The organism is Microbulbifer epialgicus, assembly GCF_041447265.1.
In the GTDB taxonomy this organism is placed as follows: domain Bacteria; phylum Pseudomonadota; class Gammaproteobacteria; order Pseudomonadales; family Cellvibrionaceae; genus Microbulbifer; species Microbulbifer epialgicus.
This window is the reverse complement of record NZ_JBGMEK010000005.1, coordinates 1-25932: the sequence shown is the minus strand read 5'-3', so window position 1 is coordinate 25932 and position 25932 is coordinate 1. Positions and strand designations below refer to the sequence as shown.

Genomic DNA, 25932 nt, shown 5'->3' with positions numbered 1-25932 from the left:
CCCAAAGGATTTCAAGGAAACATTTGCACCCACAGTGGTTACAATTGAAACCAATGTTAGTTAAATTGGACATCTGGTACAACCCGGATTCGCAGACAGGTAGGTGTGAGAGCAGCCATGACTAATGACCCGAAAACGCCAGATACGGCAGAAAAACAGGATGAGTTGCGCTTGGAGAAGTTTTTACCATATCGCTTATCGGTACTCTCAAACCGGGTGAGTAACGCTATTTCACAAGCTTATGGTGCGCGCTTTCATCTCACCATTCCGGCCTGGCGCGTCATGGCCATCCTGGGGCGTTTTCAGGACCTTTCTGCGGCCGATCTGGTAGAGCAAACGGCCATGGACAAAGTGGCAATCAGCCGAGCTGTTTCCTCGCTGCTAAAGAACGATTACATCACCCGCAGCGAAGATCCTGTGGACCGCCGGCGTCAGGTGTTGAACTTGTCTGAGTTAGGACGGGAAGTCTACGCGCGCATAGTGCCGCTTGCGCAGCAATACGAAAATGATTTGATCGCCTCGCTCTCCGCTGAGGAGCGGGAGCAACTGGATGGCATAATTGAAAAACTGTTAGTTCGCGCTAAGGAATGGTCCGAGCGCGGCTTGATCGATGAATAAATAGGATAAATAAAGGAGTTTTCAGATGTTTGAGCATTTAAGCAGTCTCCCGCCAGATCCCATCCTGGGTCTGTTGGCCAGTTATCGTGCGGATGAAAACCCCAGCAAAATCGACCTTGGAGTAGGGGTCTATAAGGATGAGGCCGGCCACACCGCGGTTTTGCAGGCGGTAAAAGAGGCGGAGACTCGCTTATTGCAAAGTGAGGAAACTAAAGCCTATATCGGCCCCGCAGGCACACCCGGCTTCAATTCAGTGATGCAGGAATTGGTACTGGGCGCCGGACATTCCGCCTTGGTAGGTGGCCGCGTACGTTCCGCTCAAACTCCGGGTGGTTGTGGCGCCCTGCGCGCTTTGGCGGAATTGATCAATCGTGCCAAGGAAGGAGCTACTGTTTGGGTGAGCGACCCCACCTGGGCGAATCACGTGCCGCTATTGGGGAATGCGGGCCTGAACATCAAGAGCTACCCCTATTACGACCGCGCCACCAGCAGCTTGCAGTTCGACAAAATGGTGGAGACTCTGAAGAACGTGGGCGAGGGCGATGTGGTCCTGTTCCACGCCTGCTGTCATAACCCTTGTGGCGCAGACCTGTCCCGCGAGCAGTGGAAAGTATTGGCGGAAATGGCCCAGAAACAGGGCTTTACCCCGTTTATTGATATGGCCTACCAGGGCTTCGGCGAAAGCCTGGAAGACGACGCCTATGGCTTGCGCCTGATGGCGGAGTCCGTACCCGAAATGTTGGTAGCGGCTTCCTGTTCGAAAAACTTTGGTCTCTATCGTGAGCGGGTTGGCCTAGCCATGGTGGTCTATGCCAATGGTGAGAGTGCCGATAAAAGCCACAGCCAGATGCTGAGTGCAATTCGTGGGAACTATTCCATGCCACCTTCCCACGGTGCGGCGATTGTGGAATCTATCCTTACAGATGCAGGCCTGAAAGCGAACTGGGAAGCGGAGCTTACCGAGATGCGTGAGCGTATCAACGGACTGCGCTCCGGTTTGGTAGAAGGGCTCGGGGCCGCCGGAGCAGCAGGTGATTTCGGTTTTATCCGCCAGCAGAAAGGTATGTTCTCCTTCCTGGGCATTAGCCCAGAGCAGGTGCAACAGCTGCAAAAGGATTATTCTATCTATATGGTGGACTCCAGCCGCATCAGTATTGCCGGTTTGAGTTCCAACAATATGGAATACTTCTGCAAGGCGGTTGCCAGCGTGCTGTAAATTCGGCACATTTAGGGTGAGCAGTACGCTCACCCCTTAAGATTTACCTAAAGAAGTAAGAGTGAAAGATGGAAGTTGAGCTAGGAGTCCCAGTGTCTGAATCCCCCACCCAAATCTGGACCCCGCAGAGCTGGCGAAACTTCACCGCGCACCAACAGCCCAAATACACCTCCGCCGATGATGTTACCCAGGTAGCCAAACAGCTTGCTGGCTACCCACCTTTGGTATTTGCTGCCGAAGCGCGCGAGCTACGCCGTCAACTGGCCCAGGTTGCGGAAGGAAAGGCATTTTTGTTGCAGGGCGGCGATTGTGCAGAGTCTTTTGCTGACTTCAACGCAAACCGTATACGCGATACTTTTAAAGTATTACTGCAAATGGCAGTGGTACTCACTTTTGCAGGTAATCTACCGGTAGTAAAAGTGGCACGGATGGCAGGCCAGTATGCCAAGCCGCGCTCAGCAGATACTGAAACTGTGAATGGTAAAGAGCTGCCCAGTTATCGCGGCGATATTATCAATGGCATCGACTTTACTGCAGAAGCTCGTCAGCCCGATCCCCAGCGCATGGTCACCGCCTATAACCAATCTGCGGCAACCCTCAACCTGCTGCGCGCTTTCGCTCAAGGTGGTCTGGCTGATCTTCACCGGGTGCATGGCTGGAATCTAAGTTTCCTCAAGAACAACCCCCAGCGCGAAAAATATGCACAGTTAGCGGAGCGCTTACAAGAAGCGCTGGAATTTATGGCGGTATGTGGTGTTACTTCAGAAAACACCCCCGCAATTCGTGAGACTGTGCTTTACACGTCTCATGAAGCACTGCTACTGGAATACGAGCAAGCGCTGACGCGCACAGACAGTCTCACCGGTAAGTGGTATGACTGCTCTGCGCATATGCTCTGGATTGGTGAGCGTACTCGCCAGCTGGATGGAGCCCATGTAGAGTTCCTGTCTGGTGTATGCAACCCTATTGGTGTAAAAGTTGGCCCAAGCATGCAGCCAGATGAGCTGTCGCGTTTGATCGACAAGCTCAACCCTGAGAATGAAGCTGGCCGCCTCACGTTAATTACTCGTATGGGTGCTGACACTCTCGGAGACAAGCTACCGGAACTCGTACGTGCAGTGCAAAGGGAAGGGCGCTCTGTAGTTTGGAGTACAGACCCAATGCACGGCAACACCGTAAAAGCCGGTAATGGCTACAAAACTCGCGACTTTGATAAAATCCTTCGTGAAATTCGGGACTTCTTCTCAGTACATTGGGCTGAGGGCAGTCACCCTGGCGGTATCCATTTGGAAATGACCGGTGAACACGTAACTGAATGCACCGGTGGCGCCTGGAAAATTTCTGAAGCGGATCTTGCCAGTTGCTATCGAACCCAATGCGACCCGCGCTTAAATGCCGACCAAGTATTGGAACTGGCTTTTTGTGTGGCTGAGTGGTTGCGTGCAGGGCGGATTGCTTAGCTACTTAGTTCAGGAGTTAAAGTAAGCAAATCAAACCCCTTATTCTAAGTTAAAAGCTTGAACAAGGGGGGGGTGGGGGTTGTTACCAATCCAGAAAATATAGTGGGATTTGAAGAGATCTTATTATATGACGATGTGCCAGAAATAGATGTAAAGAGTATAGATTGGTACGGCCCCTGAAAGTAATAGGAGTTCCTCCTATATACGAGCTTCGATGGCATGTACTTTGTATGAATTAAATTCTGCACGGGCATGACTCCCTTTTACAACATAATACCATTCTTCCGGTTTCGTATAATGAATGCAGCCATATAAATGATTTACTTTCACTTGAAAGTACAAAGCAGTGGCCGTAATTTGTTCTATCCTTATATACCCTCCGTCAGCAGTTAAGCGGACTCTATAATCATTTTGAACGACAAAAGCGCCGCCTGGGTAAGGCCGGTATAATGCTTTTTGCGCGAATTGATTGATCGCCGATTTCACGACTACCACTTTTTTTGCGAATTCTTCGTTTTTAATTGGCATATTTATATCCAGATTTGACAGAATTGCCATAACATAAGGCAATGGTTTTCTTTAATATGAAGCTATTTGTCGCTGCCTGAGTAATAGTTGTTACATATCTGACTTCAATTTTCATTACACATAATTACATTGCGTGTTACAATTGTAATCGTTTGTATTTATCCCTCACAGGTACGTCCTGTACGCCCCCTCAAAAGATGCATTATGCGATTAATTCTAACTATTATTTTATTCGTCGCTCAATTTGAGCCTATGGCTAGATTCCTATACCGATAACTTCTATCCACTGGCTTCTTATCTGGATATTGAACCCTAAAAAGCGTGTCCCTATAAATTATTTTAATTAGAATGAAGCGATCAGGATCTGTGCCAGCTCTTCGGGCATATCGATCATCACATCATGACCACAAGGCAAAGAAATAGTATCCCACGCAGATGCCTGCTCGGCTTTCTTAAAAAATGGCCTGCCGATACCTGGACTCCAACCAGTGGCGTAGATATATAAGTGTTGAGGCACGTTTTTCCATGCGCCTTCCAAACGAATTGGTTGCACAAAGGTCTTGAATGGGTGGTCGACGCACCGACGATCTACCCAAGCCCGATCATGAATATTGACCCCGAAATCTTTTGCTGGCGCTGGTGTTACCCGAAAGCCTGCGCCTTTAGTTTTGACATTTTCCCGGAAACCAGACACAGTTTCAGTGGGCAAGAGATCTAGCACGTTCTTACCATTAGCTGGCACTAAAGCGTCAAGATAAACAAGTGAACAAATACGTTCGGACAATTTGTCAGCAACACCGGTAATTACCACCCCTCCATAGCTGTGACCGCACAGGACGATGTTGGACAGTTCTTCACAATAAATAACGCCTAGAACATCCTGGATATGCGTATCCAGATCGATCTGATCGTCCAATAGGTGTGCCCGCTCCCCAAGGCCCGTCAAAGTGGGGGTGAATACTTCATGGCCAGACTGGCGCAGAATAGTCGCGACTCGCTTCCAACACCAGCCCCCTTGCCAAGCACCGTGGACCAATACAAATGTCGCCATATATTACCTCTTTTCCTATTTCGGCCAAACGGTGCGAACTTGCAAGAGTCAGGCGACCGTAGAGAGTGAATTGAACGGTTTGTATGGCAATTGGATTACAAGAGAAATTAATACTAGCAAAGTTAGTCTTTGATATAGGTTGTCGTGTAATAGAGTCTCTGCTTAACAAGCCATTCCCCGTGGAGCTATTCTAGTGCTGGAAGATTTTTAGACTTGACCGGTTTCACCTTTTTAGCGTCATTCGTGTAATCTCCCTTTTTTGGTCTTGCGGATCTTTGAATCACAGGCCCGCTTTCGATTCTGAGCGGTGTTGGGCGTTGTGATAATGGTCGCATGTCCAATGAGCCCATTTCCACAAAGATCTGGCGTCTAAGCTACTACTCTTCAATTAGGTTTCGAAAGTTGTGGAAATTAGTTTCACCCGGGACCTGGTTTATGAGTGCCGATTCCGGACAATGGTAAATGGGCTCTATCTCATATAGAGTGTCCTTCATATCGAGATTATTGAGCTGATGAAATAGCCCCATAAAATGAATACGCAAGATGATCCGAAGCGGTTATGTATGATGGCAATGTTTAAATTTTGTGATAAAGGGCTCATTCTTGACTTCGAGATCGCCGATTGAATCAAAGGAAGCATGTTTTCAAGGAGCTTATTACAATGAGTCCTTCGGCGCTTACTCGGGTTCGGCAAATAATAGAATACTCGTTGCTGCAATACAGATTTGACAGCAATAACGAATGTATAAATTCTGAATAATTACGTAATATCTCTGGTAGTCTCGAGAGTTACAGACGATAGGCGCTGCTCGTAGCGAATGGACATTTTTTTTAAGAACTGTACCGCATAGCTGTAGCCTTCAATTCCCGTTCAAGGACTCTTCCGGAGCGTTCAATCATGCCTTGAAGCTTTTTAAAGGGCTTAGAATTGCGGAATCGCGTCATGGTTGTGAATCGCCCCTGAGAGTCAGGGGCATTACGGAATTATTCGGAGTTTCCCTAAACATGATATTTTAGCGGTGAACTCTGGGCAAAGGTTAGTTTTTTGAAGAGCTAATTGAAGAATGTCTATGACATCCTTGTGTACGTATGCGATTCAGCACCTGACTATCAATAAAAATACGACTAATGTGAATATTTAACAAGCTCACTCGCAAAGAAACCTAAAACATGTACTTAGGTGCGCCTTTTAACCTTTGTATAAATACCATACAAATAGAAGGCTGTTTATATTACGCAAGCCGTGTATCGAGATACTCTCTCATATAAAAGATTGCTTAGTAATTATCGATTTTTACATTGCTTAGCCATAGGGAATATATATCTACTGTAGATTAACATAATATATAAGTTTGTATTGCCAAGTCACCGGAATGAATATGATTGTATTTTACCTCAATCGACTTCATATGGTTGACTTTATAAAATATCCCATATAAGCTTGATCATGTAACCGGTTTCATTAGCTCTGAATTCTTAGGGCGTCAGAAATTAATGGGACTCGTGCATTTTAAAATATTAGTACATATATGACTTGATCATTTGTACTAAGTAGATGTCAGATTGGACCATCTTGCGATTGGGAGCCGGACTCACGGGCGGAAGCTTGCCTGATCGCAGCAGTTTTCATAATAAAAAAATCGTCTTTTTATCAAGTTTAGAAGACTATGCATATTTCAATCATTTCTCAGGGATGGAAATTGCAATTCTTCACTTCTGGGCCATTATCCAAATAAATTATATTTGAATAATGGGATTCATTTTTACTGTGCAATCTTTTGGATATTCATTCTTGAGAAGGAGCTTTTACTATTTTTAATATTTATGGTAATTCGAGGGTGCCAGAAGGCAAGTGAAAGACAGCTATAATCTGAGGAAATTCCTATAAATCAAATAATAATAAGACTATCACAAAATAGTACATTAAAAATAATTAATATTACATGTGATTTTCACGGTATGTAAACTTCTGTGCATCAACATGCTTAGAAGGAAGTTATACATATTAGTTATGAGGATATATAATGTATTGCTGGTATTTACTTTGCTGTAAACCAAAACAAGATAAAAGAGCAGTGGTACTTCTGGAGAATCAAAAGTATGAAGTCTTTTCCCCGCAATATAGAAAGAAAAACAAAAAAAATACTGTGATCAAGCCATCTCTGGAACCCTTGTTTCCTGGTTATATTTTTATAAAATTGCATAGTGAGGCAAGTAACTGGTGTGCAGTTCGTTCTACAGGGGGAGTTAGGGACTTTGTGAGATTTGGCGAATACAAGGCTACTATTTCTGATTCTGTTATTAATCAATTAAAAGAAGATTCTGAGAGGTTAAGCCAATTAAATATTAATCCGCCCGATCTAAATCCAGGCGACCAGATATACATCTCTGGTGGAAGCCTGGAAGGCTTGGAAGCAATATATAAGTGCAAGTCTGGAAAGGATAGAGTAATTGTGCTTCTGAGCATCATGGAAAATCAGAGAGAAGTAGAGATTAATAATCAATTTATAGAAAAAAAAGTTTCTTGAAATTTAACTTTTTAATTGTAGATAATTTTATCTCGAATTCAGACTCTAAAAAGTTAATATAATTCAATTATTGGGTTTGAATACTACCTTTGAAAATTACTGAAAAATTAAGATGTTGAAATTTCCCATTAAAAATATCCATTACGGTTAAGCCGTTTTTTTCAAAATGAATAAGAAGCTATATTTCAATGAAGATCCCCCGCTGAAGCTGCATTTACAAGTTGCTCATATTACGGGAATTTTACCCCAAAATAATTCCTCGGTTCACTTTCTTTTCCAAAATTACTTCACATGCTGCTGTAATAATGCACCAGATAATTTCGCATTTTCATTTTCCTACCGAGAGAAAATGATGTCACATCCAAAACTGCATTACTATCAATATAATGAATATTACTATGGTAAAACAATATTTGATAAAAATGAATACTTGGAAATAATTATCGAATTAATTGATAATGGATACTATGTGGAGTTGCTAGGAAATGTTAAACATATTTTAAAGCTAAAATATAACTCCCTTAAAGAGTCTGTTGTGTTTGGATATGATAAGACGAAAGAAGTCTTCCATTCTATAGGATTTAATGCAAGAGGAAATTTTCAGCCTAATGATATTAGTTTTGATGATTTTTACTTGGCGTACTCAAGTACACACCCAATTACAACAGGAAAAATTTTAAATAGTATTCGTGAAAACCTTCCTTGGCTAACTACCAACAAAAATCCAGGAGAAATATTTTACTATAAACTAATGGATGATTTTAAGTGTGACACGGATAGAAATGTAATTATTGGCATGGTTGAAGCGTATCAAAATGGTGTATTCCCTACTCGAATAATGCCTAAAAATGGCCGCTTCCTAAAACCAAGAGATAAATGCTATGGTGTAGATTGTTATAATTACATTATTGATCTATTTAAAAGTGAATATACTAAAAAAAAGAAGATTTCAGATCTCAGATTAATGTATGGCTTGTGGGAGCACAAAAGATTAATTGGGCAGTTTATTAAGGTGTTACAGGAGCGATATAAAAAGATAGTAGATTTCGGTAGTTTGACTAAAAACGCAAATATTGTAGAAGGGAAAGCCAAACAACTTCGTTTTCTATCCATGGATCTTCATGTTAACTGGCACCCTGATAAATATATTGAAATTATTGATGGTTTAGAAGAATTAAGAGAAAAGGAAAGCTACTTGCTAAGCGAACTTGTTCACAGGCTAGATTTCTAACCTATCATTGTTGGTGATTTTCTAGAGAGATATTTCAATATCGCATTTTTTTACTCTAGAACTGTATGAATTTCGCCAGTCAAAAAAATAATCGCAATTGAGATGAAAATCAAAGTTACAATTTAGCGGCTATTGGAGCAAAATATGCGAACAACTAGTCTTAAATTTCATCTTAACATTTGGTCATAAGTTTATCATGGATAATAAACGCATAAAAATTCTATGTTGTTAACGATGTAACAGCAAAATGTCCGGAAAAACAAAAAATTAAATGGCCAAAAAATTTTTCCGTGAGATAGTTGATAGCATAGGCCAAAAAATGGCAACTGAGCTGCAGGTTGCATTAGTATGTTGAATATCAATAGTTTATTCATTAACAGATTTAGGTCAATAAATTTAATAAAGATCACTCATCTACTTATCTGATGGTAGTATTGCAGCGCTACCAACAGTTAAAGAAATAATGACTGATATAGAACCCCCAAAACCTTATCAGTATAAAAAATCAATCCCAGTATCGGCTGCCAATCAAAAGGCGGTAATTATTTCAACATGAATCTCAGCGTTCCTTACTAGATTGCTCGTTAAGTTACTCGGTATCGAATTGTGGTCTTTTAGATAATAAAAAAATATGAGGTTAAACTTTCAAAGGCACCAGAGGAAATAATTATTATCATTTCGTAACGAAGCCGTTCAAAAATTGGATGAACAGACGTGATAACCTTTGAACTTCATTTGGGAAGAAGGGCATTATAGATATGAATCCCCTAAGATTTTATTGTGTGAACAGAAGAACAAATAAAACATACAAGTAAAATACCAACTTCCCTCAAACTTTAGATCCGCCTTCTAAACCATAAGATTAATAAAAGATATTATTTTTATGGGTGAAAAGTTTTTTATGCAGCAGGCATATAGGATCAGCGTAAATAAAAAAGGACAAGATCTTTATGATGGATTCTATTACTGAAGACATTGTTTCCATATTAAAGAAGAGAGCTTCAAAATGTAGTGGGAAGATTGCTTTTTCATTCGTTGACACGGATGGAGAAGTAAATATGACCTATAGTGAAATTGATTATAAGGTGACCCAGATTGCTAATGTTCTTGCTTCTAGATTTAAAGCAGGTGACAAAATCTTACTTCTATATCCCGCAGGACTAAATTTTGTATGTGCATTTTTTGCGTGTCTTTATGCTGGGCTCATTCCCATACCGCAGAGTATTCCTAGGCGGAAACAATCATTAAAGAATATTATTAGTGTCTCACGATCCTGCAAAATTCAGGCAATTTTGACACAGTCAGATGGCACAAGTAGGCTTCAGTCTAGGATTTCTGAGGATCACGAACTAAGTACATTTAGTGTGATTAAGACAGATTCGTTAATTGATTCCCGTGATACAAGAAAAACGAAAAGAGACAGAGAAAACGTTGCATTTATACAATTCACATCAGGATCAACCAGCTCACCAAGAGGCGTGTTAGTCTCACATAAAAATATAATAGAAAACCTCAATTCGCTAAAAGTCGCTACTCAATCAGATGAAAATGATATTTTCGTAAACTGGTTACCGCTATTTCATGATTTAGGGTTAGTCAACACGGTATTATTACCTGTGTACTTAGGTGCCACGACAATTTTAATGTCCCCCATAAGGTTTATTAAAAATCCGAGATCCTGGTTAGCGGCTATATCTAAATACGGAGGAACAATTGCAGGGGCACCAAACTTTGGATTTGATCACTGCGTTACTAGAATTTCTACGGAATATGTTACGGGATTAGATCTATCAAGTTGGAGAGTGTGTTTCAATGCAGCGGAGCCAATCAGCTCGAATACTTTGCTTAACTTTAATAAAAGATTTTCCTCTGCAGGTTTCAGATTTTCCAGCTTCTACCCTAGTTACGGGATGGCTGAGGCTACAGTCTTTGTTTCAGGCGGCAATCCGAACCTTGATCCTGTCATTACAAATTTTGATCGATCTGGGCTTCTCAAAAATAAAGCTATACCAACTAGAAACGCTGATTCTGTATCTCTTGTAGGGTGTGGGCATGCACATACAAATCATAAAATAAAAATAGTAGACCAAAGTAACTTAAAGGAACTGAAAGAAAGACAAATTGGAGAGATTTGGGTTAAAGGCCCGAGTATTTCAAGTGGTTATTGGATGAAAGGATGTCAGAATGAGAACAAATTTAGACAATCACTATCATTTGATGATCATGGATATATGAGAACTGGCGACCTAGGCTTTATTGATAAAAATGAGTTGTATGTTACAGGTAGAATAAAAGATCTAATAATTGTCAGAGGAAATAACTACTACCCGCAGGATATTGAAAAAGAAATATATTCCTCAAGTAAACTATTTCAAAGCGGCAATTGTGCTGTTATAGATAATCAATTTGATGACTCTATTGATGTGATCGTGGTACAAGAACTATCAAAGCGAGATACAAGAACGCACACTAAAAAAGAGACGGAAAGTGCTATCAAATGCGTTCTTTCTAAAGAGTTTGATCTCAGCTCACGTATTATATTTGTTAATGTAGGTGACTTACCCAAAACATCTAGTGGAAAAGTTCAAAGACAACGAACTCTTCGCATGGTTTCAGATGGAAAACTAACTGAAATATTTCCTGACATAAAAATTGATACTAAATGTAGAAATATTTCTATAGATGGCAAGTCTTCGACAGCATACTTATTTATTATAGGACTATGGAATCAATTACTAGGGGAGGGGACAGCTCATAATGGAGTAGATTTCTTCTCAAGTGGCGGGGATTCAGTGGGAGCTGCAAACTTAGTACATGAAATCGAAAAGACTTTCAGTGTCGGAATGTCTCTCGAAGATTTCTATGAAAATCCTACAATCGAATCACTAGTAGCCAAAATAGAAAAAGGTAAATTGGATAAGAATAAGCGTTTAAAAAATATAGTAAAAATAACAGGTAAAAAACGAAGCTGCATATCTGATGCACAAAGGCGAATATGGATACAGCATAATAAAAACCCAGGAACTCAATTTAATCTGCTAGAGAAAGTGAAGTTAAGAGGGAAACTAAATCCGAATTCATTAACTGAATCACTAGAAAAAGCGTTGTCTGAAAATGAGACATTCCGAACTCGATATTTGATGGAAGAAGACAACGTCATTCAAGTCGTTGGAGATAAAAAAGCAGGAAATATAAAATACCTGGATTTTTCAAAATCTTCAAATGTAATTGAAAAATCTGAAGAATACTACAATAAAGAGCGACAAAGGGTATTTGATTTAGAAAAAGGTGACCTATACAGAATCATATTAATAAAACAACAAAACAATACCTGGCTTCTAATTGTAAATATACATCACATAGCAGCGGACGCTGAAACTTTTAGAATATTAATTAGAAGAATTTCACAATATTATAATGGCAAAGCATTGAGTCATAAAAATAATATCCTGCCTACTTATATAGATTACAGTATCTGGCAAAATGAATGGATTCAGAGCAATAAATATAAAGAATTGGAATCATTTTGGATAAATGAACTAAAGCATCATAACGATTATCTCCAGCTACCGCTAGATTTTAATAGATCCATTGTACAGACCTACGAAGGGTCAGTAGAATGTGAGGCAATACCAGAATCCGTAATCGCTCAATGTCTGGATCTATCAAAAAAACATGGTGCCACATTATACGTAATCTTATTGACTGCTTATCAAGTTTTACTTCATAAAATTACCAACCAATCTGATTTTTTAATTGGGGCAGATGTTTCTAATAGATCTCCATCAGATATAAAGGAAACACTAGGTTTCTTCGTTAACCATGTTGCTATTCGAAGTAAGTTTTCTTCAACAGACACATTATCTGATCTAATAAATAGAGCTAAAGACAAAGTTTTTTCGGCAGTTTCTCACCAGGAGCTACCCTTCGAGAGGCTCCTTTCTGCACTTGGTGTCGCTAGAAATCCAGCTTATTCGCCATTATTCCAAACCAATTTTCTATTGAGCAACTCACCAATAGATGAACTAAATTTGGAGAGCGTTAGTGCATCGAGAATTGAGTTTGAGGAAAATTTCTCTACACACGACCTTACCCTCAATGTGAAATACTCAAAAGAAAAAGGCTATATTGCCACGCTTGTATATAATACTAATCTATTTAAGAAAAAAACAATAAATAACTTTTTAAAATATTACCTTTCTATCCTAAAAGTATTAAGTCTTTGTGAAAAAAAGAACCTGGAAGACCTTCTATTTATCTCAGAGCAAAAATTACTTCTCTCAGCATTAGAGAATAAATTTGGATATAGATCTGATCTAGCTTATACAAACAGAGAGAGTCAATTCTATCAAGCTGAAATGAAAGAAAAGCTTACAGAGATGAGTGATGAGCAAAATGTAACTAATGAACTAGATCATAAAAAAGATTTCTCACTTAGTCAGTATGTAATCATAGCTGATTGCAATTCAAATAATAACAATAAAATTGAGAACCTGATTGGAAAAATTTGGATCTCAAAGGCACTTAGTATTGATACCCTTAAGACAATACTGTCAAAAATTATCTCAAGACACGAGATTCTTAGAACCTTAGTTTTTGTTGAAGACGAAATTAGGAAAAATAGAGTTGTTGAAAGTTTCCAAGTTGAGGTCCAAAAAGTAGATTTATGCAAGTTAAATGAATCTGAAAAAAGAACTGAAATTCTTAATCTAGAATACTTAGAAAAGACGAGACTATCTAATTTAAATAGAGATTTACCAATCCGCTTTAAGCTATTAAAGTGTTCCGAAAACAGCTACCTTTTACTTGTGTGTATGCATCCAATGGTGTCTGATTGGAATTCCATGGTAATTTTTTCTAAAGAATTTGAATTACTATTCAACGAATATATTAATCATATAAAAAATGACCAATTAATACCTTTACCAAAGCAGTACACGGACTATGTAACTTGGCAAAGGATGTTACTCTCCAGTGAATTGCTGGAAAAACAATTAAAGTACTGGCAAAAGAAGCTTAAAGATTTGCCGTCAGTACATAGTTTACCCTTAGATAGACCACGTCCTGCCAAGCAAAGCTTTAACGGTGGGTGTCACTCGCAATCATTTGATGAAAATCGTCTTAAAAATATACAGCAATTCTGTACGGATCAAGACGTGACTCCGTTTATGCTATTTCATACGGTACTATCAATACTGTTAAGCCGCTATAGTAATGAGAAAGATATAGTCATTGGCACTGCGGTTTCTGGACGGATTCACGAAGATTATGCTTCTTTGATCGGATTATTCGTCAATAGCTTGGTACTGCGAAGCGATCTTTCTGTCAACCTGCCATTCGATAATTTTTTACAAAAGAATAGGCAGACAATTCTAGCTGCATATGAACATCAGCAGATTCCGATTGAATTACTGGTAGAGGCTATAAATCCAGAGTATAAGACAAACCATAGTCCGTTATTCCAAATAATATTATCTCTACAAGATAATAAACATCAAGAATTATTTCAGGGTGATGTAATCCTGTCAGGTGTGTCGAAAGAAAAATGCAGAACTAAATATGATTTGGAAATAAATATCGTCGAAAGTGAGCGTGAGCTGATATTTGTCTGGACGTATAATAAGGACTTGTTTGAAGAGGCGACAATAGAACGATTTGCTTCTAGTTTTCAGGTATTACTTGAAGATGCTATTTCAGCGCCAGAAAAGAAAATACAAGAACTATCCATACTTACTGAATCTCAGCGAAAGCAACTGCTGGTTGACTGGAATGATACCGCTGAAGAATATACACAAGATGTAAGTGTTTCTGAGTTGTTTGAACAACAAGTGAAGCGGTCGCCGAATGCTATGGCTGTCGTATTTAATAATGAGGCTCTAACTTATGAAGAGCTAAATATTAAAGCAAATCAACTTGCCAATTATCTAGTAGATCATGACATAGAAAACAATAGGTTGCTGGGAGTTTGCGTGGAGCGATCTCTGGATATGGTAATTGCGTTGTTGGCTATTATGAAAGCCGGATGTGCCTATTTACCTTTGGACCCTAGCTATCCAAACTCACGGCTAACCTATATGTTACAAGATGCCAATGTTGACATAGTTTTAACTCAACTAGCTCTAGAGGATCAATTGGCATCAAATGAAATAGAGTTAATCATTCTGGATGACCCTTCTTTTCAAAATCAACTTGAAGATTATTCAATACAAAATCCAAAACCAACATCAGTCGGGTTAACCTCCCAAAGTTTGGCTTATGTCATTTATACGTCAGGTTCCACAGGGCAGCCAAAAGGGGTAATGATAGAGCAAGCTGCATTAGTGAATTTTTTATTTTCTCTACAAAGTTCCCTGGCAGGCAGATTTTGCTCCACTACAAAGTTGTTGGCTGTTTCAACTATCTCATTCGATATTTCAGTTTTGGATTTGTACGGTACGCTCTTATCCGGAGGGCAAGTCATCATAGCTTCACGAGATGACGCTAAAAATCCTTATAATCTTATAAATTTAATTGAAATTTATGATATTAATATCTTCCAAGCAACACCTACAACTTGGCAACTACTCATGGATGTAGGGTGGCAAGGTAAAAGTGATCTTTTGGCATTATCCGGTGGGGAAGTTATTGAAACGAAGTTGATAGATTATTTATTACCGCGTTGTCACCAGTTAATGAACTGCTATGGGCCAACTGAAACGACAGTATGGTCGATGATGTATAAAGTTGAAAGTAGTTCTGATGTTACGAATTTTAGTGGCTCACTAAACAATTACACTCACTATGTATTTAGTCATAACGAACAACTTGCACCAATCGGTGTAGTAGGGGAATTACATATAGGCGGTAAAGGCTTATCCAGAGGCTATCTAAATCGTCCAGAGTTAACACGAGATAAATTTATCCCTAATCCCTTCAGTGAAACATTGGATACACACCTTTACAAGACTGGTGATTTAGCTTGTTGGTTGCCTGACGGAAAACTAGAGTTCATAGGGCGTATTGATGATCAAGTAAAGCTCCGAGGATATCGTATAGAACTTTCCGAAATACAAATTCAATTGAGTCGCGTAAACGGCATAAAAAGAAGCTGTGTGGTTGTTTATGGGAGAGATTCTGGGAGGGCTCACTTGGTAGCCTGTATTGAGTTGAATTCAAAAGAGTTAAGTTTTGAACTGAAAAACCCAGAAAATAGAAAAATTTTAATAAAAACTTACAGAAATTTCCTCTCAAAAAATCTACCAGATTACATGATTCCATCAGAATTCACATTTTTTGATAACTTGCCTAGATTACCTAACGGAAAGATTGATCGATTATCCACCATTAAATCCTTGGATATAAATAAATCAGTAATTGAAAGTAATTTTATACCAAATGTTAAAAATAAAAAGGAAAAGATTTTATGTGAAATATGGCAAGAAATTTTTGATCAGAAGGGTATCACTGTAAAGGATAACTTTTTTGAGCTCGGAGGCGACTCAGTTGTAGCAGTGAAACTTGTCTCTCGTGCCAGACAGCGTGGATTACAATTTTCCTTGAAACATATCTTTGAAAGTCAGACCGTTGAGAAGCTAGCAGCGGTCATTGAGTTAGATAGTCAAACTGAAGTCAATCAATATGATGATTCTTCGACAGCACATTCTGCACTTATAGATCTATGGGATCAATATCTAGGTGAGGGGGCAGCTCATAGTGGCATCGACTTCTTTTCAAATGGTGGAAAACTAGCAGGTGCTAGAAATCTTGTACATGAAATCGAAAAGAATTTCAGTGTGCGAATGTCTATCGAAGATTTTTACGAAAATCCTACAATCGAATCACTTCTTGCCAAAATAGATAAAGGCAAATTGGATAAGAGCAAGCGCTTTAAAAATATAGTAAAAATAACAGGTAAAAATCGAAGCTGTATATCTGATGCACAAAGGCGAATATGGATACAGCATAATAAAAACCCAGGAACTCAATTTAATCTGCTAGAGAAAGTGAAGTTAAGAGGGAAACTAAATCCGAATTCATTAACTGAATCACTAGAAAAAGCGTTGTCTGAAAATGAGACATTCCGAACTCGATATTTGATGGAAGAAGACAACGTCATTCAAGTCGTTGGAGATAAAAAAGCAGGAAATATAAAATACCTGGATTTTTCAAAATCTTCAAATGTAATTGAAAAATCTGAAGAATACTACAATAAAGAGCGACAAAGGGTATTTGATTTAGAAAAAGGTGACCTATACAGAATCATATTAATAAAACAACAAAACAATACCTGGCTTCTAATTGTAAATATACATCACATAGCAGCGGACGCTGAAACTTTTAGAATATTAATTAGAAGAATTTCACAATATTATAATGGCAAAGCATTGAGTCATAAAAATAATATCCTGCCTACTTATATAGATTACAGTATCTGGCAAAATGAATGGATTCAGAGCAATAAATATAAAGAATTGGAATCATTTTGGATAAATGAACTAAAGCATCATAACGATTATCTCCAGCTACCGCTAGATTTTAATAGATCCATTGTACAGACCTACGAAGGGTCAGTAGAATGTGAGGCAATACCAGAATCCGTAATCGCTCAATGTCTGGATCTATCAAAAAAACATGGTGCCACATTATACGTAATCTTATTGACTGCTTATCAAGTTTTACTTCATAAAATTACCAACCAATCTGATTTTTTAATTGGGGCAGATGTTTCTAATAGATCTCCATCAGATATAAAGGAAACACTAGGTTTCTTCGTTAACCATGTTGCTATTCGAAGTAAGTTTTCTTCAACAGACACATTATCTGATCTAATAAATAGAGCTAAAGACAAAGTTTTTTCGGCAGTTTCTCACCAGGAGCTACCCTTCGAGAGGCTCCTTTCTGCACTTGGTGTCGCTAGAAATCCAGCTTATTCGCCATTATTCCAAACCAATTTTCTATTGAGCAACTCACCAATAGATGAACTAAATTTGGAGAGCGTTAGTGCATCGAGAATTGAGTTTGAGGAAAATTTCTCTACACACGACCTTACCCTCAATGTGAAATACTCAAAAGAAAAAGGCTATATTGCCACGCTTGTATATAATACTAATCTATTTAAGAAAAAAACAATAAATAACTTTTTAAAATATTACCTTTCTATCCTAAAAGTATTAAGTCTTTGTGAAAAAAAGAACCTGGAAGACCTTCTATTTATCTCAGAGCAAAAATTACTTCTCTCAGCATTAGAGAATAAATTTGGATATAGATCTGATCTAGCTTATACAAACAGAGAGAGTCAATTCTATCAAGCTGAAATGAAAGAAAAGCTTACAGAGATGAGTGATGAGCAAAATGTAACTAATGAACTAGATCATAAAAAAGATTTCTCACTTAGTCAGTATGTAATCATAGCTGATTGCAATTCAAATAATAACAATAAAATTGAGAACCTGATTGGAAAAATTTGGATCTCAAAGGCACTTAGTATTGATACCCTTAAGACAATACTGTCAAAAATTATCTCAAGACACGAGATTCTTAGAACCTTAGTTTTTGTTGAAGACGAAATTAGGAAAAATAGAGTTGTTGAAAGTTTCCAAGTTGAGGTCCAAAAAGTAGATTTATGCAAGTTAAATGAATCTGAAAAAAGAACTGAAATTCTTAATCTAGAATACTTAGAAAAGACGAGACTATCTAATTTAAATAGAGATTTACCAATCCGCTTTAAGCTATTAAAGTGTTCCGAAAACAGCTACCTTTTACTTGTGTGTATGCATCCAATGGTGTCTGATTGGAATTCCATGGTAATTTTTTCTAAAGAATTTGAATTACTATTCAACGAATATATTAATCATATAAAAAATGACCAATTAATACCTTTACCAAAGCAGTACACGGACTATGTAACTTGGCAAAGGATGTTACTCTCCAGTGAATTGCTGGAAAAACAATTAAAGTACTGGCAAAAGAAGCTTAAAGATTTGCCGTCAGTACATAGTTTACCCTTAGATAGACCACGTCCTGCCAAGCAAAGCTTTAACGGTGGGTGTCACTCGCAATCATTTGATGAAAATCGTCTTAAAAATATACAGCAATTCTGTACGGATCAAGACGTGACTCCGTTTATGCTATTTCATACGGTACTATCAATACTGTTAAGCCGCTATAGTAATGAGAAAGATATAGTCATTGGCACTGCGGTTTCTGGACGGATTCACGAAGATTATGCTTCTTTGATCGGATTATTCGTCAATAGCTTGGTACTGCGAAGCGATCTTTCTGTCAACCTGCCATTCGATAATTTTTTACAAAAGAATAGGCAGACAATTCTAGCTGCATATGAACATCAGCAGATTCCGATTGAATTACTGGTAGAGGCTATAAATCCAGAGTATAAGACAAACCATAGTCCGTTATTCCAAATAATATTATCTCTACAAGATAATAAACATCAAGAATTATTTCAGGGTGATGTAATCCTGTCAGGTGTGTCGAAAGAAAAATGCAGAACTAAATATGATTTGGAAATAAATATCGTCGAAAGTGAGCGTGAGCTGATATTTGTCTGGACGTATAATAAGGACTTGTTTGAAGAGGCGACAATAGAACGATTTGCTTCTAGTTTTCAGGTATTACTTGAAGATGCTATTTCAGCGCCAGAAAAGAAAATACAAGAACTATCCATACTTACTGAATCTCAGCGAAAGCAACTGCTGGTTGACTGGAATGATACCGCTGAAGAATATACACAAGATGTAAGTGTTTCTGAGTTGTTTGAACAACAAGTGAAGCGGTCGCCGAATGCTATGGCTGTCGTATTTAATAATGAGGCTCTAACTTATGAAGAGCTAAATATTAAAGCAAATCAACTTGCCAATTATCTAGTAGATCATGACATAGAAAACAATAGGTTGCTGGGAGTTTGCGTGGAGCGATCTCTGGATATGGTAATTGCGTTGTTGGCTATTATGAAAGCCGGATGTGCCTATTTACCTTTGGACCCTAGCTATCCAAACTCACGGCTAACCTATATGTTACAAGATGCCAATGTTGACATAGTTTTAACTCAACTAGCTCTAGAGGATCAATTGGCATCAAATGAAATAGAGTTAATCATTCTGGATGACCCTTCTTTTCAAAATCAACTTGAAGATTATTCAATACAAAATCCAAAACCAACATCAGTCGGGTTAACCTCCCAAAGTTTGGCTTATGTCATTTATACGTCAGGTTCCACAGGGCAGCCAAAAGGGGTAATGATAGAGCAAGCTGCATTAGTGAATTTTTTATTTTCTCTACAAAGTTCCCTGGCAGGCAGATTTTGCTCCACTACAAAGTTGTTGGCTGTTTCAACTATCTCATTCGATATTTCAGTTTTGGATTTGTACGGTACGCTCTTATCCGGAGGGCAAGTCATCATAGCTTCACGAGATGACGCTAAAAATCCTTATAATCTTATAAATTTAATTGAAATTTATGATATTAATATCTTCCAAGCAACACCTACAACTTGGCAACTACTCATGGATGTAGGGTGGCAAGGTAAAAGTGATCTTTTGGCGTTATCCGGTGGTGAAGCTATTGAAACTAGGTTGGCAGAATTTTTGTTATCGCATTGTAACAAGTTAATGAACTGTTATGGGCCAACGGAAGCAACAGTATGGTCAATGATGTATGAGATTAAAAATAATTCAGACGTCATGAGACTTAGTGGCGGGCTTAAAAACTACACTCACTATGTTTTAAATCATAATGAAAACCTCGCGCCAATCGGTGTGGTAGGAGAACTACACATAGGAGGTAAAGGGTTATCTAGAGGTTACCTAAATCATCCAAAATTGACTACTGAAAAATTTATTCCTAGCCCCTTTAGTGACGCACTCCATACACGCCTATACAAAACTGGTGATTTAGTCTGTAGGTTGCCCGATGGGTCGATTGAGTTTATTGGGCGTATTGATGACCAAGTAAAGATTCGTGGATATCGAATAGAGCTTTCCGAGATACAATTTCAATTGAGCTGCGCAAAAGGCGTAAAAAGAAATTGTGTGATTGTCCATAAACAAGAGTTTGGAAGAGTCCGCTTGGTGGCCTGTATTGAATTGAATTCAACTGAGTTATCTATTAAACAGAAAGATAAAGAGAAGAATAGAACACTTACTAGAAAATACAGAGATTTTCTTTCGAGAAAGTTACCAGATTATATGATTCCGTCAGAATTTATGTTTTTTGATAGTTTCCCTGAATTGCCAAATGGAAAGGTTGATAGAAAATCCCTTGTTCAAAATATTGATCTCGATGAGATTAAAGTTGAGAATCGTTTTAAATCCAGTATTTTCAAAACAAAGGAAAATGTCTTATGTGAAATATGGCGGGAAATTTTGGGTGAAAATGAAGTTACTATTAAAGATAATTTCTTTGAGCTTGGAGGCGACTCAGTTGTAGCAGTGAAACTTGTCTCTCGTGCGAAGCAGCGTGGATTACAAATTTCATTAAAAAATATCTTCGAGAATCAGACGGTTGAGAAGCTCGCAGCAGTCGTTGAGCTAGCAGATCAAGCTGAAACCAACCAAGATATAGTTAAAGATGCAAAGTCGAAATTGCCATCTCAATTAGAGATATTGAGTAATCAGGTAAGAGATTCAAGCGATTTCAATCAATGGGTACTATTGGAATCTCCTTTGGATATGAACTCTGCCAGACTTGCGGCTGTAGTAGAAGAGTTGCTTAGAAGGCATGATGTATTACGGCTTCGGCTTAATAGATTGAAAAGTAACGTATATCAAGAGGTGAATAAAGATATGCTAGCCAGCTCGACTTATTATTTCGATTTTAGAAATATGGCTGAAAGTAATCGATCTTTTGCTTTTCAAGAGCAGTCTAAAAACCTTTATTCAAAAATTGATACGTATAATGGTCCGACATTTATAGCTGCATATTTTGATTTTGGATTAAGTCCTGGCCGACTACTAATTATACTGCATCACTCCATCATTGATTCTATCTCATGGCAGATAATTCTATCTGATATCGAGCAAATCTTCCTTCAATTGCGCACCTCTAAAGTTATAAAACAGACAATAGAGAAGAGACCATTTAAAAATTGGTCAGATAGTTTAGATAAATATTCAAGAAGCGATGAACTTATTTCTGAAAAGGATTATTGGTTAGCCCAGTTATCAGAACAATTTTACACTCCGAAAGAAAGCTTTCATGATATAAGTTCTGATACCTTAAAGCTCGTAAACTACAATATTCGTTTAGAAAGAAAATATTCTGAAATAATTACTGGGGATGGGAAATGTGTATATAAAACTCATACCATCGAGTTACTTTTGACTGCTTTGTTAGCGTCGTTTTACAAAATAACTAGCTTATCATCTCTAGGAATATATCTTGAATCTGATGGTAGATCTGTAGATCTGTGGGGTGTGGATAACCGTGAAATTGTCGGTTGTTTCAAAGTTGTGCATCCTTTTGTTTTGTCCTCAAGTAATCCAGAAAGCTTTTCTACTACATTAAAGCAAATAAAGGAAGCGAAACGTCGCATCCCTAATGCTGGGGTTGGGTATGGATTAATAAAGTCGACCATTGATGGACTTGATTTTTTGAACTCAAGTTCAAAATCAGAAAAGAGTCTTTTGTTTAGGTTTTGTGAGAATGATCAAAATTTAAAAAGTGATGTTTTTAAATTTATCGATAAGTCATCAGATTCAACGGTTAGTGCTTTAGCTCAGAAGAAAAATAAATTAGTTGTGACAGGAATGTATTTAGATGGAGAGCTTAATTTTTCTTTTGAGTGTTTTTCAAATGAGATATATGAGCAGTTTATAGTTAGCTTTGCAGATCAATATGTACATGCACTTAAGAAATTATCCGAGGAATTGAAAATCCTTAGGTGTAGGCAGAAAATTCTTGATGATAATTTTGATGTGATTATGCCCACTGGGGAAATATCTGAGTTAGAAGGTATTGAAATATGAAAGTTGATGAGCTTTTTGAGTTACTTCGCCAAAAAGATATCCGTATTAGTATCGCAGATGATAATCTTAGAGTCCTGGATCCGAATGGGAATATTACGTCAACAATTATTTCTCAATTAAAGTCTTTTAAAATCGAGCTAATTGACATATTAAAGAGTGCAAGCCCCTTCCAACCTTCAGATTTTCCTTATGTTAACTTTGAAAATGAAGCAATAGATGAGATACAGGAAAAAAACCTATATTTGGATGATGTGTATATTACAACTCCAATGCAAGAAGGTATGATTTATCATGGGATATTAGATGGTAGCGCTAAATCATACACAAATCAATTACATGCTTCTATCAAAGGGAATCTTGATGTAGTAGCATTTCATACTGCATGGAAAAATCTGATCGAGAGATACAGTATTTTTCGTACTAGCTTTAGTGACTCAAAGTATAAACAAATACACCAGATTGTACATAAATCTGTTGATTTAAAAATAAGAATTGAAGATTGGCGAGAATCTGATTGTAAAAATTTTGAGGAAAAATTAGATGCATTACACTTTGCAGATAGAAATAAGGGTTTTGATTTTGGTTTTCCACCTTTAATTCGATTAACTTTAATACGTCTTTCTGATGATGAGTGGCATTTTCTTTGGACCCATCATCATATAATAATTGATGGATGGAGTTTGCCGATCATTTTTCGGGATCTAATAGAAATTTATCGGTCCTTAATTAGTAAGGATACTCCAGAGTTATCTCCAGTGATTCCTTACAAAAATTATATTGCCTGGCTTTTTAGTCAGAATCATAATAATGCCAAGATTTTTTGGCGGGATCATTTGGCGAATATCAGTCATCCTACGCCGTTAGCTGTTAATAGGCTTTCCTATATTTCTGATCAGCCTGATTACCACGTTTCGAAATTAATTATACCAAATAAATTGAGCGGACAAATAGCAGACTATGCAAAGAGAATGCATAGAACACTTAATACCATTGTTCAGGCTGCTTGGTCCTACTTACTATATCGTTATAGTGGTGAAGATAGGGTGGTGTTTGGAGCTACCGTTTCCGGACGGCCAACAGAGATAGAGGGGGTCGAAGGCATGGTGGGTTTATTTATTGCCACCGTACCTATCCCTGTGACTTTTGCGGATGATTGGACTTTGGATTCAATATATGGGCAATTGCAGATCGGTAATATTGAAAGAGAAAATTTTTGTTACTTAGGATTGCCGGAGATACAAAAGCAGAGTGATATTCCACCGGGGAATCAGCTTTTTGATAGCATTTTATTGGTTGAAAATTATCCTATTGAAGGTCTATTAGAAGGGCTAAATAATCAGCATGAGACTGATATTACTTTTGAGTCAATTCATTGTGCAGACCATACAAATTATCCATTAACAGTTGAAGTTAGGTTTACGGAACAGATTGAATTAAAGATTACCTTTAATAAGGAGCAATTTTTAACTAGTTCAATCGAGCAAATGCTTAAACATCTAAAGAATATACTAATCTATTTTACAGAAATTAAGGAAAATCAACACCTGAATCGGATGGATATTTTATCCGATGATGAGCATGAGAATTTAACTGACTGGAACAACACACAAGCAGATTATGCCGATAAGTATTGTATACACGAAGTATTTGAGCAGCAGGTACAATCTACACCTGATGCTATTGCTGCTGTGTTTGAACATGAATCTCTGACATATCGAGAACTCAACGAGCAAGCGAACCAACTTGCACATCTACTGGTGAAGCAAGGTGCACAGCCAGACGGATTGATCGCCTTATGTGTAGACCGCTCACTGGAAATGCTTATCGGTATATTGGGTATCCTCAAAGCCGGGGGCGCCTATCTGCCAATTGATCCGACTTACCCAGAGGAGCATATCGATTATATTCTGAAAGACTCAGGCGTTGTAACCGTAGTTACACAAAGTGAACTTTTATCTGAAATATCATTTGAGGACTTGAAAGTTATTCCGATAGACGTAGATATGAGATCCGCGTTGCTATCTGGGTATAGTAAAGATAACTTGGGAGCGCAAGCTTTATCTCTGTCTTCAACGCATCTTGCTTATGCTATCTACACCTCTGGTTCTACAGGGCAACCCAAGGGTGTTTTACTCACGCATCAAGCAGCAGTTAATTTGGCACAGTCCCAACAGCAGCTGTTTGAAGTGGAATCGCACAGCCGGGTGCTGCAGTTTGCATCACAAAGTTTTGATGCTGCGGTTTCCGAATGGTTGATGGCCTTACTAAAAGGCGCAACATTATATATTTGTAGTCACGTAGATAGGCAATCGCCACAGATACTAGAGCGTTATCTAGTTGATCGAAAGATAACTCATGTCACTCTGCCACCGGCTCTGTTAGCGCATATCTCTCCAGACAAGGCTTACGCCTTGAAGAGTTTGATCGTTGCAGGAGAAACCTGTGATAGTTCACTTGCCCATACTTGGTCAGAACACTGGCGCTTATTCAATGCATATGGCCCCACAGAGGGAACAGTATGTGCCAGCGTGGCAAAGTTGTCTCCAAGTGAGCCAGTGTCAATCGGTCGGCCTATAGACAATGTACAGTTGCATGTGCTGGATAAGCGGATGCAACTGGTACCGATTGGTGTTATTGGCGAGCTACACATCGGCGGTATTGGCGTAGCGAGAGGCTATCTGAATCGCCCTGAATTAACTAAAGAAAAATTCATCCCAAACCCCTTCGGTAGTGACCCAAAAGACCGACTATATAAAACCGGCGATCTGGTACGTCGGCTGCCTGATGGCAACTTGGAGTTTATGGGCCGTATTGATGATCAGGTGAAGTTGCGCGGCTTCAGAATTGAGCTTGGGGAAATTGAATCCGCCTTATCAGAAATTAACGGTATCAAACACAGTGTGGTGCAGGCCCGCGAGGACGCAGGCCGAGAGAAGACGCTGGTGGCTTATGTGGTATTGGAAGCAGCGGCGTACGCGCAGGAGCAGGAAGAATCAGCACGAGCAGAGCGTCAGCAGTACATAGAAGAGTATAAGCGCACATTAAAGGCCCGTTTGCCAGCGTATATGGTTCCCTCAGTCTATGTGTTCTTGCCAGAGTTACCTTTGACTCCAAATGGGAAAGTAGACAAGTCAGCACTGCCAGCACCGGACGAGAGTGATTGGGTGAAGGCGCAGTATGTGGCCCCACGAAACGACGATGAGGCGCGGCTGTGTGTTCTTTGGAGTAACATTTTAAAGGTATCAGAAGTCGGCGTTCACGACGACTTCTTTGCCTTGGGTGGACACTCACTACTGGCTACCCGCCTGGTCAGTCAGATCAGACAGGAATTTGAAGTAG

The 25932-nt window shown here is 38.7% G+C and carries 9 protein-coding genes; 7 read left to right on the top strand and 2 right to left on the bottom strand.

Annotated elements, in window-relative coordinates; all coding sequences use genetic code 11:
* Positions 1-117: 117 nt before the first annotated feature.
* The 3 genes from ACCI49_RS03915 to ACCI49_RS03905 all read left to right on the top strand — a co-directional run bounded on the left by ACCI49_RS03915 (position 118) and on the right by ACCI49_RS03905 (position 3294).
* Complete coding sequence (locus ACCI49_RS03915) at positions 118-618, top strand: MarR family winged helix-turn-helix transcriptional regulator (protein ID WP_371837671.1); 501 nt, start codon at positions 118-120, stop codon at positions 616-618.
* A gap of 25 nt (positions 619-643) precedes the next feature.
* Positions 644-1834 carry an amino acid aminotransferase gene (locus tag ACCI49_RS03910; RefSeq protein ID WP_371837670.1) on the top strand — a complete coding sequence of 397 codons (1191 nt, stop codon included), beginning with the start codon at positions 644-646 and terminating at the stop codon, positions 1832-1834.
* 92 nt (positions 1835-1926) lie between these two features.
* Positions 1927-3294 (top strand): class II 3-deoxy-7-phosphoheptulonate synthase, encoded by a 1368-nt coding sequence (locus tag ACCI49_RS03905; protein WP_442928482.1) that lies wholly within the window; start codon positions 1927-1929, stop codon positions 3292-3294.
* Positions 3295-3492: 198 nt separating this feature from the next.
* On the opposite strand, the gene ACCI49_RS03900 is transcribed toward ACCI49_RS03905, so the two are convergent.
* Positions 3493-3822: a hypothetical protein gene (locus ACCI49_RS03900; protein WP_371837668.1), complete on the bottom strand. Its 330-nt coding sequence runs from the start codon at positions 3820-3822 to the stop codon at positions 3493-3495.
* 343 nt (positions 3823-4165) lie between these two features.
* Positions 4166-4873, bottom strand: a complete 708-nt coding sequence (locus ACCI49_RS03895; protein ID WP_371837667.1) for an alpha/beta fold hydrolase — start codon at positions 4871-4873, stop codon at positions 4166-4168.
* Positions 4874-6897: 2024 nt separating this feature from the next.
* Here ACCI49_RS03895 and rfaH point away from each other — a divergent pair.
* The 4 genes from rfaH to ACCI49_RS03875 all read left to right on the top strand — a co-directional run.
* Positions 6898-7401: a transcription/translation regulatory transformer protein RfaH gene (gene rfaH, locus ACCI49_RS03890; protein WP_371837666.1), complete on the top strand. Its 504-nt coding sequence runs from the start codon at positions 6898-6900 to the stop codon at positions 7399-7401.
* A 166-nt stretch (positions 7402-7567) separates the two neighbouring features.
* Complete coding sequence (locus tag ACCI49_RS03885) at positions 7568-8632, top strand: hypothetical protein (RefSeq protein ID WP_371837665.1); 1065 nt, start codon at positions 7568-7570, stop codon at positions 8630-8632.
* Between the two features lie 950 nt (positions 8633-9582).
* Positions 9583-22593 (top strand): non-ribosomal peptide synthetase, encoded by a 13011-nt coding sequence (locus ACCI49_RS03880; protein ID WP_371837664.1) that lies wholly within the window; start codon positions 9583-9585, stop codon positions 22591-22593.
* Positions 22590-25932: non-ribosomal peptide synthetase (locus ACCI49_RS03875; protein WP_371837663.1), on the top strand; the 3343-nt coding region annotated here is incomplete at its 3' end. The genes ACCI49_RS03880 and ACCI49_RS03875, both read left to right, overlap by 4 nt.